This is a genomic window from Flavobacterium potami, assembly GCF_020026915.1.
Taxonomy (GTDB): Bacteria; Bacteroidota; Bacteroidia; order Flavobacteriales; family Flavobacteriaceae; genus Flavobacterium; species Flavobacterium potami.
Map to the genome: position 1 here is coordinate 405,434 of NZ_JAINUY010000006.1, position 14,121 is coordinate 419,554.

Genomic DNA, 14,121 nt, shown 5'->3' on the forward strand with positions numbered 1-14,121 from the left:
AGTTTATTTATAGCTTTGCGGACTTTGCGTTTTCTCTCTTTGCGCCTTTGCGGTTAAATAAACAATTATTACCTCTTAAAATCTTCCATGTTTTATTTCTCGTACTAATAGTATGACAAGTTACACAAAGTTTTAAAAAACCTCTGCGGACTTTGCGTAAACCTTTGCGTCTTTGCGGTTAAATTCTTTATTTGTCAAAGAAATTAACTGTCTTCTTAAAAATTAAGTTTTTTATTACGAATACCGTTTTTTAAGGCTTTAAATAATATAAAATCCTCAAATAAAGACATTGACACCCCTAAAAACGAATAACACCCTCCCTTGCAGAAGCCTTGAATTAGGCACTTTTGCAATGTAATCACACAATTTATTAATTAACTAACCAAACCAATTTACAATGAAAAACAACAAACCTGAAAAGACGCTTTTTCTTGGTGGAAATTATCTAAAACTAGTTTTTATGATGTTTATATGCATATTGTCCACGAATATGCACGCGCAGGAAAATACCGTAACCGGAAAAGTAGTAGATACTAAAGGACTGCCTTTGCCGGGCGTAAATGTCCATGTAAAGGGAAGCACGAAAGGAACCCAAACCGATTTTGACGGTAATTTCAGTATCAATACAGCTCCAAAAAGTATATTAGTTTTTTCTTTTATAGGAATGGATGAAATGTCTGTTGATACCGAAAACAAAAAAAATCTAAAAGTAGTTTTAAAAGAAAGTTCGCAAGCCTTAGACGAAATCATCGTTGTAGGTTACGGCACCAAAAAGAAAAGTGATGTAATCAGTTCGGTGGCTTCGGTAAAACCTGGTGACATGACCAAAGTAGCAACTTCAGATGTTGCAGAAATGTTGAGAGGTAAAGCAGCCGGAGTTCAAGTAAGTTTAGCTGATGGTGGTCCGGGAAGTTCTTCGTCTATTCAAATTAGAGGAAAAAAATCGATCAACGGAAGCAACGAGCCAATTGTAATTGCAGACGGAATTGTAATCGGAAACATTAATGATATTAATGCGAATGATATCGCTTCTTTAGAAATCTTAAAAGATGCTGCAGCACAATCTATTTATGGAGCAAGAGCTTCAAATGGTGTAATCTTAATTACAACCAAAAGAGGAAAAACAGGAAAAGCTAAAATTGCTTACAACGGTTTCTCTGGAGTTCAAACGATAAACAGAAATTTTGATGTTTACAGTGGGGAAGAATTTGCGCAGCTTAAAAGAGAAGCCTACAGAACAAGTAATGGAGGAGTTTACAGACCAGACAATCAGGTTTTCACTCCACTGGAATTAGAATCGGTTCAATCTGGAAAATACATCGATTGGGAAAAACTGGTTTTAAGAACTGGAGTAACCAATAACCATAGTTTGAGTATTTCGTCTGGAACAGACAAAACAAGTATTTTTTCAAGTATTAACTACATCAATACTTCTGGAGTTGTTCCAAATTCAGATTATGAAAAAGTAGCGATGAGGGTAAATGTGGACCAAAGGGTTACAGATTGGCTGAAAATCGGAATGAATGTTTCGCTTCAGTTTTCTGAATCGAATCGTCCAAATGTGGGGAATATCTTGAATAATGCGATTAATACTTCTCCGTTAGGACAAGTTTATAATCCAGATGGTTCATTCCGTTATTTACCAGGAGGAATTCAAGAAACCCCAAATCCGCTGATTGATGTTTACGAGACCACAACAAACGAGTTGAACCGAAATGATATTATGAATGTATTTCTGGACATCAATCTTGCCAAAGGTTTTACATATAAATTGAATGCCAGCCGAAGATCTTGGAATTTCAAAGCAATGAATTTTAATACTTCAAAATCACTTTCTGGAATTGCCAATTCAGGTCAGGGAAGTGGATATATCCAGTATAAAGATAATGTAGAATATCAATTGAGTAATATTTTGCATTACAACTTGAATCTTGCCGAAAAAAATCACTTTAATGTAACGGGAGTTTATGAAATTACCTCATCAGAATACAATGATTTTACAAACTCTGCAAGTAGAATTCCAAGTGATATTTTAGGAATTTATGGTTTAGAAAGTGCTTTCTTAAACACGCCTTTAATTGGTGGAAATGAAAGATCACTGATTTCTTTCGCAGGAAAATTAGAATACGATTTTGATAATAAATATTACGTTACAGTTTCAGGAAGAGCCGATGGATCTTCAGTTTTTGGAGCGAATAATAAATGGGGATTCTTTCCAGCAGTAAACGCAGCGTGGAATGTTTCTAACGAAGAATTCATGAAAGAACACGTTCCGGTTTTAAGCAATTTAAAATTAAGAGCGAGTTATGGTAAAGTGGGTAATCAGCCAAAAGATCCTTATCAAAGTATGGCAACTGCTACACAAAGAGATTACATTATTAATGGTGTAAAAGTTTCAGGTTATGTTCCAGGAAATCAATTGTCAAATCCAGATTTAAGATGGGAAACCTCAACACAATTAAACTTGGCGGCCGATTTTGGTTTATTCAAAAACAGATTAAATGGAACAGTTGAGGTCTATAATACAGATACTTCAGATTTATTGATTTATGAAACCTTGAATGCCAACACAGGTTATACAACTAAACTTTCGAATATTGGAAAAGTAAACAACAAAGGTTTGGAAATCTCTTTAAATGGTGATGTAATCAAAAAGAAAGATTTCAGATTGAATTTGGGAGCGACTTTCACTAAAAACAAAAACAGTATCGTGAGTATCTACGGAAAAGATGCTGACGGAGACGGAAGAGAAGATGATTCTGTTGGAAATTTATGGTTCATTGGTAAACCAATTGATGTCTATTACAGATATAAAGCCGTTGGAATTTATCAAGAAGGAGAAAATATTCCGATAGTTACTGGAACAACATTGTATCCTGGAGACATTAAATTATGGGATGCAGATCCGTCAAACGGGGCGAATCCAAATCCAGATCAAGACAGAGTAATTACGTCTAAAATGCCAGATTGGTTCGGTACTTTTTCTATCGCTTTAGAATACAAACAATTTGATTTCTCAGCAGACATTTATACTGTTCAGGGTGTTACCAGAGACAATTTATTTTTATACGACTATGTTCGTGGAGGTTCTTTAAGAGGAGTTAAAAACGGAATCAAACAAGATTATTGGACACCAGAAAATCCTGGAGGAAATTGGCCGAGACCACGTGATGGAAACGATCCGCCATATATCAATACTTTAGGATTACAAGACGCCTCTTACATTCGTTTGCAAAACGTTTCTCTTGGATTCAAATTCCCAGAAAGCACTCTTAAACCATTAGGATTAAGCAATATGAGATTGTATGTTACAGGAAGTAATCTAGTTACGCTGACAGATTACCAATCTTATAGCCCGGAAAAAGAGATAAGCGATTATCCAGAACCTGTTACTTGTGTTATAGGGTTACAAGTAGGTTTCTAATTCAATAAAATAAAAATAACAAGATCATGAAAAATATAAATTTTCTATTTGTTTTGATTTTCGGACTTTCTTTAGGACTTACTTCGTGTGAAGATTTTCTGGAAGAAACAGTAAAAGATCAGGTTTCTGTAGATTATATCTACAATTCTCCAGCTGGTTTAGAAGTTGGAGTAAATGCACTTTACAACCAGATGCGTTTTTATAATTTACCTTCGGGAGATAATAACGATTTGTGGTCCAACGTATTTTTTATGGTGGCAACAGATTTAGGATTGCACAGAACTTGGAACACACCTTACGGAACAGGTCATAATCCGCAATCGTATACAGGTTCAAAATGGACTCAAGGTTATAAAATTATCGATAGATGTTCGGCAATTATTACCTCAGCAAGATCAATTCAAATGGACGATGCTGCCAAAAGAAGATTAGTTGCTCAGGCTCGTGTAATAAGAGGTGAATTGTATTTGGATTTAAAACAAATGTATGGCGGAATTTTAATTGATACCATTCCAACAACTCCACAAAACATCAACGATCCAGTTGAATACAAAGTAGCAAGTGATGCCGATGTTTATAAATTAATTGATGGAGATTTAGATTATGCAATTGCGAATCTTCCTTTCAAAGTAGATCCAGGAAGATACGGTCAAGGCGTTGCAAGACACATTCGTGGAAAAAGCGCTTTGTGGCAACAAGATTGGGCAGGAGCAGCGGCACAATTTGATGCTATTATTAATGATGGAACTCATGGTTTAGTAGCTCTTGCAGATGTTTGGGGACAAAACGGAAATCATAAAGAATCTCTTTTTACGTATCAAAAAGACTTTTTATTAGGGCCAAGCGATGATTTAGCCGGAGGTGGTGGTTCATGGTTAAGTAGTGTTTTTACACATAGAACTTACGAATTAAATACAAGCGAATTGGTTCAAGATGTTGCTTATGGCGGTCAGGCTTTAGGTTGGTTTTATCCAAATAATTATTTGAAATCGCTTTACGATCAGGCTAACGATTTGAGATTCAAAACCTATTATTATTCAGATAATTATCTGGATTATAAAATCAATGTTCCGGGAAATCCAAAATTCGGACAACCAATTACCAATCCGGCAATTGCGGCTCCAAACGGAAATTATAGAGCTTGGCATTGGAGTTTGAAAAAATACCATGATACAGAAAAACTGCCAATGACTTCTAATAGTTATAAAGATTATATGTATTACCGATTGGCAGAAACGTATTTATTGGCTTCTGAAGCGTATCATAATTTAGGGAATGATGGAAAAGCACTAGCCTATTTGAACAAAGTAAGAAGAAGAGGTTATACCGGAAATCCTGAAAGTACCGTAACCACTTTTGATTTGACAGCTTGGACTTTAAACAATTATTTGGACGAATCGGCTAGAGAATTGGCTTTCGAAAACAACCGATGGTTTTTATTGAAAAGGTTGGGACTTCTGGTAGAAAGACAGAATTTATATTTCCGTTCTAGCCCATCTGGAACTATTTCTGGCGAAGTTCAACTGAAAATGACTCCTGCAATGGTTAATATGCCAATTCCACAATCGCAAATTGATTTAATGGGAAAACCTGCAGGATTCAATGTTGGTTATTAATTAGTTTTTTTAAATAAGTTTTTTGTTACTAACACCGATCTGGAAATCATTTTTGGTTTTGATTTCCAGATCTCTTAAAAAGTAAAACGATGATAAAACAATATATTTTAGGAGCATTAACTGCTTTGATGTTGGCTTCTTGCAGCAACGACGAAAAAGTGGTTTTTATAAATGCAGATGAAGGCGATACTGGGAATCCAAACCCAATAACGCAGACTTTAAAAGAAAAAGCAAAATTTAAAATTGGCGCTGCAGTTAAAATGAAAGATTTGCAAAACGAAGCCAATTATAAAAATGCTGTTTTAAAACATTATAGTCAGATTACAGCCGAATTCGAAATGAAAATGGCAAGTATCTGGACTTCATCAACAGCTTCCAATTATACTGCAGCCGATTATTTAGTTGGTTTTGCACAAGACAATAAATTGGAAGTGCACGGACATACTTTGGTTTGGTACGATTCATTTCCAGAATGGTTCAAAAAAGCACAGTACGATTCAATTGCTTTTGAATCTAAAGTCAAAGTTTATATTACAGATGTTGTAGGTCGTTACAAAGGAAAAGTAAAAAGCTGGGACGTTGTCAACGAAGTTTTTGCTGATGGCGGAGCGATGCGAAATGAAACCGTAATCAATTCTCTTTTTAAAGATCCAATCGGATTTTATGGAAGATGTTTCCGTTATGCAAAAGCAGCAGATCCAGATGCGAAATTATTTTACAATGATTACAGTGTGGTTATCGATGGTGGAAAAAGAGCGGCTATTAAAAAGATGGTGGCAAGATTCAAAGCCAATGGAGTGCCGATTGATGGTTTAGGAGATCAGTTTCACTATGCAACAGACACCAACAGACAAACCATGAAAACGGGTTTTACCGATATGGCATCTACAGGATTGTTAATTCATCTTTCAGAATTAGACATTAAAGTGAATACAGGAAAATCGGATTCGTATGTATTTAATGATACTGAAAATCAAAAACAAGCTGAAACCTACAAATACATTGTATCGATGTACGAAGAATTGCCTCAAACTCAAAAATTCGCAATCTCAACTTGGGGAGTTACCGATAAATACACTTGGCTGACAAGTTTCTGGCATTCCAAAGAATATCCGTTGCTCCTAGATGCTGATTATAATAAAAAACCAGCTTATCAAGGATTTTTAGATGGATTGAAATAGACAAGAAGAGGAAAGAAGAAAGAAGAAAGATTTTATGTTTGCCCTGTCAAAAGAAGCAAGATAGATTATAAGTCTTTTTCCTTGCTCTTGTTTCTTTCCTTTCTCAAAAGAAACAAGATTTTAGGAAAGTCTTGCTTCTTGTTTCTTTCCTCTACAAAATCTAAAAAAATAATTAACCAAAAAACCGAAATCATGACAATAAAATTAAATCATATAGCCAAATTCAAATATTTGTTTTTCGCACTTTTTGCCGTTTTGTTTTCCTGCGAAGATGACGTACGAGAAGTCTATCTTTATAAAAAAGGAGAAATCAACGCAACTTCAACCAATACAGCGATTAAAGGAGGAGAAACAGTAACCTACACCGATGCGTCAACAAAAGTACGAGCTATAAAATGGACCTTTCAAGGCGGAGCTCCTGGTGCATCGATAGAGCCGACTGTTGAAGTAAAATATACGAAAGCAGGAACTTTTACAACAACACTTGAAGTGACACATACTGATAATACAATCGAAAAGAAAACTTTTACCGTTGAGGTTGAAGCGCCGCCAACACCTCCAATTGTTGTTCCAGCCGATGCCCTTAAAATCTATTCTGAAAATCCTGATTTCACTAAAACAGCTCCTGTTTTAAACTGGGTTTCAAGCAATCAATTTGTAATTAAAGAAGTGGCAACAGATGGGTATGAAGGGGCTTACAGAAACTTCACTCTTCCTGCGACACCACCAGCGACAGAAGCCAAATGGGCAATGGCGATTTTACAGTTTGTGAATTTCACTGATATTTCGTCTTACACTTATATCAATATGGCGGTAAGAACAACCAGTACAGGAAAAATCAGATTCAGAATGAAAGATGCTTCTAACACAGGTTATGTAGAATTTGATGCCACAAGCAACCTTTACGGATTAAAAAGAGACGGAGCTTGGAACATGGTTAAAATTCCGATTGCAGATTATAAAAAACAAAATGCTTCATTAGACTTAACCAAAATCAAAGATATCTTGGTTTTAAGAAGTGTTGATCCAGAAGACGTAAGAGCGTTAAACAATTACACTTTTGATATTGATCATATCTATTTATCTAAATAAGCCCCCACTTATTATACTATTCTCTAATCATGGGGCAGTTTTTGCTCTGCCCCGTGATTTCTCAAAAAAATAATTAAAAAACGAATTTAATGAAACATTCCATTTATGTATTGTTCTGTTTTATAAGCCTGATTTCACTACATGCACAGAATAAAATTACGTACCAAAAAGTCGAAGCCAGACAAAATGCATTAGATCCAAAATGGATAGCTTATGATGCCAAAACAATTGATAAACTCCCAGGATTTAAAACAAAAAAACAAGAACCAATTTCAAATTTTGGAGGCTTTAAAGTTTGGCAGAAAGAAGCGACAGGATTTTTTAGAACTGAAAAAGTAGACAATAGATGGTGGATTATTGATCCCGAAGGTTATCCTTTTATTTATAAAGGAATTGCAGTTTTCAACGCAGGACGTTCTGTAAATCAGCAGAAGGCATTTGATAAAAAATACGGAAGCAAAGAAAATTGGGAAAAACAGGAATCAAAATTACTTCGCGATAATGGTTTCAACGGCGTAGGAGCGTGGTCAAATATTGATTTGGTTCGAAATGCAGAAAATCCGCTGGTTTACACGGTGATTATTTCGCCAATGGGCATGTATCATTCCGATCACATTAAAAAATACGGCGGAAAATATAAAGAAGCCAGCTGGCAGAATTACCGTTTTGATTTGGTTATGGTTTTTGACAAAGAATTTGATGCTTATGTCCAAAAAGCGGTAGAAGAGGTTTCTCAGTACAAAAATGATAAGTATTTGATGGGTTATTTTACTGATAATGAGCTTCCGTGGTACAACGACGCATTAGATAAACATTTAACTTTATTGGCCAAAGACGAGCAGGGATATTTAGCTGCAAAAGCGTGGTTAGATGAAAGAAAAGGATTTAATGCATCATTATCCGATGTGACTCAAGAAGATAGAATGGCATTTACAGCATTTTACTTTGAAACCTACATGAAAAAAGTAACCGAAGCACTAAGAAAAGCAGATCCGAACCACATGTATTTAGGATGCCGTTTCAATCAGGATAAAGAACAGGAGTTGACAAATCCGGAAATTTTTAAAGTGGCTGGAAAGTACATGGACATTATCTCTATCAATCATTATAGAAAATGGGAACCAAGTCAGGAATTGATGAATAATTGGGGAGAGTGGTCAGGAAAACCGTTTTTAATTACAGAATGGTACACCAAAGGAGAAGATTCAGGATTGCCGAATAATACAGGAGCAGGATGGCTGGTTCGAACACAAAAAGAACGCGGACTTTTCTATCAAAATTTTACTTTGGATTTGCTGAAAAACAAAAACAGCGTAGGCTGGCATTGGTTCAAATATATGGATAACGATCCACAGGATTTAAGCACCGATTATTCGAACAGAGATTCAAACAAAGGAATCGTAAACAGCAATTTCGAACCGTATCAGCCTTTGTTAAAAGAGATGAAAGTGATTAACGATAATGCTTACGAACTGACACGTTATTTTGATAAAAAGAATTAAAAATTAAAAATCAGCTTGTGTAGATGGAACGCTGATTACACAGATTTGCTTTCGCAAAAGCGCAGAAAAAAAAAGATTTTAGTTTATTAAAATCCGTTTTTATCCGCGTCTTCGTGACAACGAATCCGTTTAATCCGCGTCCAAATATAGTTGCTGCATTAAAGCATATAATTAAAAATAAAAACAATATGAAAAAAATTGTAATGCTGTGTTGTACTTTTCTGTTAATGGGAAAAGCAATAGCGCAGGAAGTTCCGTTGGTTTCTAATATTGCAGCCAGAAACAATATTACTTTAAACGGAAAATGGAGTTACATTGTAGATCCGTTAGAAAATGGATATTACGATTACCGTTTGATGCCTTTTAAAAACAACGGGTTTTTCGAAAATAAAAAGTGGAATCCAACAGATTTGACTGAATACAATTTCGCTACTTCTGCCACAATGGATATTCCGTCTGATTGGAATTCGAAAGATGAAAGATTGTTCTTTTACGAAGGAACGGTTTGGTTTCAGAAAGACTTTAATTATAAAAAAGATGCTAAAACCAAAGGAATCCTTCATTTCGGAGCAGTCAATTATGATGCGAAAGTCTATGTAAACGGAAAAATGGCAGGAACGCACGTTGGCGGTTATACACCTTTCAATTTTGATGTAACCGATTTATTAGTCGACGGAAATAACTTCGTTGTCGTAAAAGTCGACAACAAGCGTCATAAAGATAATGTGCCAACCGTAAACATGGATTGGTGGAATTACGGCGGAATAACGAGAGACGTAACTTTGGCTTCGGTACCAAATACGTATATCGAAGATTATTTGGTTCAATTGGATAAAAAAGAAAAAGGGAAGATTTCAGGCTGGATTAAATTAAATAGTGAAAGCGAGAATCAATCGGTTTCAGTTTCAATTCCAGAATTGAAAATCAAAAAGAACGTTACGACCGATGCAAAAGGAATGGCGTATTTTGAAATTAAAGCCAATCCTGTTTTATGGACGCCAGAAAAACCAAAGTTATATGATGTAACGATTAGTAAAGCAGATGAAAATATTGCCGATAAAATTGGTTTTAGAACTATTGAAACCAAAGGGAAAGAAATTCTTTTAAACGGGAAAAAAGTCTTTTTGCGCGGTATCAGTATTCACGAAGAAGCACCTTTTAGATCAGGAAGAGCTTGGTCTGAAGATGATGCAATTACATTGCTGAATTGGGCAAAAGAATTAGGCTGTAATTATGTTCGCTTGGCGCATTATCCACACAACGAAAAAATGGTAAGAGAAGCCGAAAAAATGGGAATCATGATTTGGTCTGAAGTTCCGGTTTATTGGACGATTTCTTGGACAAATCCAGATACGTATGCGAATGCAGAACGTCAATTGCACGACATGATTTACCGAGATAAAAACCGTTGCGGTGTTGTGATTTGGTCCATTGCAAATGAAACTCCGCATAGCGATGAAAGAGATGTTTTCTTAAGTAAACTGGCAAAATACGCGCGTACACAAGACAATTCTCGTTTAATTAGTATGGCGATGGAAGTGACTAAAAGTCCAAACAATGTCAATACGCTTCATGATAATATGAATGAATTTGTAGACATTGTAAGTTTCAATCAATATTTGGGTTGGTACAGAGGAACCAATGAATCTTGCAAAGACATGCAGTGGGTAATTCCGTACAACAAACCCGTTATCATTAGTGAATTTGGTGGTGAAGCGTTACAAGGTCTTCACGGAGATAAAAAAGAACGATGGAACGAAGAATATCAGGAAGAATTGTACATTCAGAACACACAGATGTTCAACAGAATTGAAGGTTTAGCTGGAGTTTCTCCTTGGATTTTGGTCGATTTTAGATCACCAAGACGACAATTGCCAAACATTCAGGATTTCTTCAATCGTAAAGGTTTAATTTCTGATCAAGGAATAAAAAAGAAAGCTTTTTATGTGATGAAAGATTGGTATGCACAGAAAGAAGCAGAATATAAGTAAGTTATAAGTTTTAGATATAAATGAAAGAACCTTCAAAGTCATTTTGATTTTGGAGGTTTTTTTATGTTTTTTCCTTAATTTTAATTTGCAAAAATCACGAGAACTAAATGGAATTAGAAATTATCATAAGATTGCTTTTAGCAACGTTTTGGGGAGCTTTAATTGGTGCCGAAAGAGAGTACAAAGGAAAAGCAGCTGGACTTCGCACTACTATAATGATTTCTGTTGGAGCTTGCTTTTTTACTCTAATGTCTCAATGGATTGGTGGAGTCGGAAACCCAGATCGTATAGCTTCTAATATTGTAACAGGTTTAGGTTTTCTTTGTGCGGGAGTAATCTTTAGATCAGATAGTCATGTTTCGGGAATTACAACCGCGGCGACAATATGGTCGGTTGCGGCGGTTAGTATGGGAGTGGGAGCGGGTTATTATTTTGCCTCGGCTTGTGCAGCACTTATGATTCTCATAATTCTAACGATGCTAACTGTTCTTCAAGATAAAATTGATCTCATCAATGAACATAAAATTCTTCGAATAACTTTTAAACGTTCAGATAACGGACACGAAAGATGCAAGGAGCTTTTTTCAACTTTTAAAGTAAAATCAAAATTGATTACACAGCGTCGCAATTCAGATCATATTGTTTTAGAATGGCAGATACACGGTTCTAAACAGGCTGTAGAATCTTTGTATGCTTCGCTTTTAGTCGATCCAATTTTTGAAGAATTGGTATTGTGATTTTAGATTAGTTTTCTCAATATATCAACTCCTTTCATTAAATCCTCTTTAGAGGAAGAAGCAAATCCAAGTCTGGTTCCGTTTGCATTAAAATTAGGATATTGATGTGCTTTGCCGTCAGAGAAGTACAGACCTTTTTCATAAGCTTTTGAGGCCAGTTTTTCAAGATTAATTGAAGTATCAAATTTAGTCCAAACCGTCATACCGCCATTCGGAATCGAAAAGTTGACAAAATCACCTAATTCACTTCCTAATAAGCTGCAGAAATAATCCCTTTTATCCTGATAGATATTTAGTGATTTTCGCAAATAACGCTGCACTGTACCGTCATTTATAATTTCGCCCATTGCATTGTCTAAAATATGATCTCCTTGTCGGTCTAAAAGTACACGAACATTTGTCAAATGTTCAATTACATTTTCGGGAGCGGCTAAATATCCCATTCTAAATGCAGGAGAAAAACTTTTGCTGAACGAACCACAGTAAATTACCATTCCGTTTTCATCCGCACTTGCTAAAGGAAGTAAAGGTCGATTGCTGTAATGAAAGTCAAAATCGTAATCATCTTCGAAAATAATAAAACCATATTCGTTGGCGAGCTTTAATAATTCGAGTCTGCGGTCAATTCGAAGTGAGACTGTTGTTGGGTAATGATGATGCGATGTGACATAAACCATTCTGATTTTTTGTTTTTGACAAATCTTTCGCAATTCTTCGACAACTAAACCATGTTCATCAACAGAAATTCCAATATGTTTGGCTTTTGCATGAAGAAAATTATTTTCAGCTCGACGCCATCCGGGAACTCCTGTAACAATAATATCACCAGGATTTATAAGTGCGTTGCAAACTAAATTTACACCCATAACTGTGCCTCGAACGGAAAGAATATTTTTGGAAGTCGTCTTTAAACCCCGAGTTTCATTTAAATGTTGTGAAATAGCATTTTTATAATATTCTGATCCGTCCGGATTGCCGTAACTTCCAAATTTATCATAAAGTCCGCTTCGGGTTAATTGATTGCGGTAAGCTCTGTAAAGTTCTTTTAACGGAGCTAATTTCGGATCAGGAAAACCGTCATCAAAATGAAGATTGGTTTTAGGAACGAAATAAGAGTTTTCTAAATAAGGCTTTTTCTCTATTATAAAACCTGAATTTTTTTGTGTTCGATTTGATTGTTTTTGAAGTTTCTCAGGTTTAATTTCAGGAATATGAGACGAAACAAATGTACCTCTCCCAGTAAAACTTTCCAGCCAACCTTGATTTTGTAATTCTTCAAAAGCCTTAGAAACTGTAATTCGGTTAATGTCTAAAAAAGATGCAAAATCTCTTGATGAAGGAAGTTTTTGACCTGTTTTTAGTTTTCCTTCTTTAATTGAAAGCAAAATTATTTCAGCTAATTGCAAATAAACAGGTCTTTCCAAACTTCCATTCAGCTTATTATGAATAAAAAGTATTTCAAAAATTGGACTATTCATTTTGAATAAATTGGACTACAAATATAATCCAATATAGTTTTACTTTTGGATTATTAAATACAAATAGTTATGAATGAAGGAAATATAATAATTCGAAAAGCAGTAGAAAAAGACAGTGAAAAAATTTGGGTTTTAATGCGGGATTTGGCGGTATTCGAAAAATATATAGATGTATTTGCAATCACTCCTGAAATTGTTCGTGAAAGCGGATTCAGAAAAAGTCGGCCTGATTTTTATTGTATTGTAGCGGAAGATCGAGGAGAAATTGCAGGAATGCTAGTATACTATTTTCTGCCTTACACTGCTGTAAATAAACCAGCCATTTATTTAAAAGAATTATATGTTGACGAAAAATATAGAGGTCAGAAAATTGGTGAACAATTAATGAATGCTTTGCATGAAGAGGCTAAACAAAATAATTGCTGTCAAATTAAATGGACCGTAGCGCCATGGAATGATGCTGGAAAAAAGTTTTATGAAAGGCTAGGAGCAAACGAAAACAAAGATTGGTTAAACTACGAATGGAATCTTTAAATATTGATTAATTTTAGAATTGAAAAAATCAGATTATGAATTTTAATTTACAACCCGTTTTAGAAAATGATCTTTGCATTCTATCTCCTTTAGAAGAAAAAGATTTTGATGCATTATACAAAGTAGCTTCCGATCCTAAGATTTGGGAACAGCACCCGAACAAAGACCGATGGAAAAAAGAGGTTTTCGAAAAGTTTTTTGAAGGCGCGATGCAAAGTAAAGGCGCTTTTAAAATTATAAACAAAGAAACAGGAGAAATTGTTGGGAGTACAAGATTTTACGATTTCAATGAAGAAGAAGATTGCATTTTTATTGGCTATACTTTTTATGGCGTTTCGTGTTGGGGAAAAGGTTTTAATCTAAGTGTAAAAAAGACGATGCTGGATTATCTTTTTAAATATGTATCTAAAGTCAGATTTCATATTGGTGCAGAAAATATCCGTTCGCAAATTGCAATTTCAAGAGTTGGAGCCAAAAAAATAGCAGAGGAAGAAGTGGCTTATTTTGGTGAAAAACCGAAACTGAATTTTGTTTATGAAATTGAAAAACCGAATTGAATTAACTAA

10 protein-coding genes are annotated in these 14,121 nt (G+C 35.1%); 9 read left to right on the forward strand and 1 reads right to left on the reverse strand.

Annotated elements, in window-relative coordinates:
• The first annotated feature begins 397 nt into the window (after positions 1-397).
• The 7 genes from K6T82_RS18650 (at position 398) to K6T82_RS18680 (ending at position 11,543) form a co-directional block, all read left to right on the forward strand.
• Positions 398-3,424, forward strand: coding sequence for a SusC/RagA family TonB-linked outer membrane protein (locus K6T82_RS18650; protein ID WP_223709080.1), 3,027 nt, complete (start codon positions 398-400; stop codon positions 3,422-3,424).
• A gap of 26 nt (positions 3,425-3,450) precedes the next feature.
• Complete coding sequence (locus K6T82_RS18655) at positions 3,451-5,040, forward strand: RagB/SusD family nutrient uptake outer membrane protein (protein WP_223709088.1); 1,590 nt, start codon at positions 3,451-3,453, stop codon at positions 5,038-5,040.
• An 89-nt stretch (positions 5,041-5,129) separates the two neighbouring features.
• Positions 5,130-6,221 carry an endo-1,4-beta-xylanase gene (locus K6T82_RS18660; protein WP_223709099.1) on the forward strand — a complete coding sequence of 364 codons (1,092 nt, stop codon included), beginning with the start codon at positions 5,130-5,132 and terminating at the stop codon, positions 6,219-6,221.
• Positions 6,222-6,413: 192 nt separating this feature from the next.
• On the forward strand, positions 6,414-7,313 hold the full coding sequence (locus tag K6T82_RS18665) for a PKD domain-containing protein (RefSeq protein WP_223709102.1): 900 nt from the start codon (positions 6,414-6,416) through the stop codon (positions 7,311-7,313).
• Between the two features lie 89 nt (positions 7,314-7,402).
• On the forward strand, positions 7,403-8,815 hold the full coding sequence (locus K6T82_RS18670; protein ID WP_223709104.1) for a hypothetical protein: 1,413 nt from the start codon (positions 7,403-7,405) through the stop codon (positions 8,813-8,815).
• Positions 8,816-9,003: 188 nt separating this feature from the next.
• Positions 9,004-10,806 carry a glycoside hydrolase family 2 protein gene (locus tag K6T82_RS18675; RefSeq protein WP_223709108.1) on the forward strand — a complete coding sequence of 601 codons (1,803 nt, stop codon included), beginning with the start codon at positions 9,004-9,006 and terminating at the stop codon, positions 10,804-10,806.
• Between the two features lie 107 nt (positions 10,807-10,913).
• Positions 10,914-11,543: an MgtC/SapB family protein gene (locus tag K6T82_RS18680; RefSeq protein WP_223709110.1), complete on the forward strand. Its 630-nt coding sequence runs from the start codon at positions 10,914-10,916 to the stop codon at positions 11,541-11,543.
• A gap of 2 nt (positions 11,544-11,545) precedes the next feature.
• On the opposite strand, the gene K6T82_RS18685 is transcribed toward K6T82_RS18680, so the two are convergent.
• On the reverse strand, positions 11,546-13,021 hold the full coding sequence (locus K6T82_RS18685; RefSeq protein ID WP_223709113.1) for an aminotransferase-like domain-containing protein: 1,476 nt from the start codon (positions 13,019-13,021) through the stop codon (positions 11,546-11,548).
• Between the two features lie 69 nt (positions 13,022-13,090).
• Between K6T82_RS18685 and K6T82_RS18690 the strand changes: the two genes are divergently transcribed.
• Both K6T82_RS18690 and K6T82_RS18695 read left to right on the forward strand, forming a co-directional pair.
• Positions 13,091-13,555 (forward strand): GNAT family N-acetyltransferase, encoded by a 465-nt coding sequence (locus tag K6T82_RS18690; RefSeq protein WP_223709115.1) that lies wholly within the window; start codon positions 13,091-13,093, stop codon positions 13,553-13,555.
• Positions 13,556-13,590: 35 nt separating this feature from the next.
• On the forward strand, positions 13,591-14,112 hold the full coding sequence (locus K6T82_RS18695) for a GNAT family N-acetyltransferase (RefSeq protein ID WP_223709117.1): 522 nt from the start codon (positions 13,591-13,593) through the stop codon (positions 14,110-14,112).
• The last annotated feature ends 9 nt before the right edge of the window (positions 14,113-14,121 follow it).

Coding starts and splice junctions, on each gene's coding strand:
- K6T82_RS18675 (WP_223709108.1), top strand. CDS start 9,004: ATGAAAAAAATTGTAATGCTGTGTTGTACTTTTCTGTTAATGGGAAAA.
- K6T82_RS18680 (WP_223709110.1), top strand. CDS start 10,914: ATGGAATTAGAAATTATCATAAGATTGCTTTTAGCAACGTTTTGGGGA.
- K6T82_RS18685 (WP_223709113.1), bottom strand. CDS start 13,021: ATGAATAGTCCAATTTTTGAAATACTTTTTATTCATAATAAGCTGAAT.
- K6T82_RS18670 (WP_223709104.1), top strand. CDS start 7,403: ATGAAACATTCCATTTATGTATTGTTCTGTTTTATAAGCCTGATTTCA.
- K6T82_RS18660 (WP_223709099.1), top strand. CDS start 5,130: ATGATAAAACAATATATTTTAGGAGCATTAACTGCTTTGATGTTGGCT.
- K6T82_RS18665 (WP_223709102.1), top strand. CDS start 6,414: ATGACAATAAAATTAAATCATATAGCCAAATTCAAATATTTGTTTTTC.
- K6T82_RS18650 (WP_223709080.1), top strand. CDS start 398: ATGAAAAACAACAAACCTGAAAAGACGCTTTTTCTTGGTGGAAATTAT.
- K6T82_RS18695 (WP_223709117.1), top strand. CDS start 13,591: ATGAATTTTAATTTACAACCCGTTTTAGAAAATGATCTTTGCATTCTA.
- K6T82_RS18655 (WP_223709088.1), top strand. CDS start 3,451: ATGAAAAATATAAATTTTCTATTTGTTTTGATTTTCGGACTTTCTTTA.
- K6T82_RS18690 (WP_223709115.1), top strand. CDS start 13,091: ATGAATGAAGGAAATATAATAATTCGAAAAGCAGTAGAAAAAGACAGT.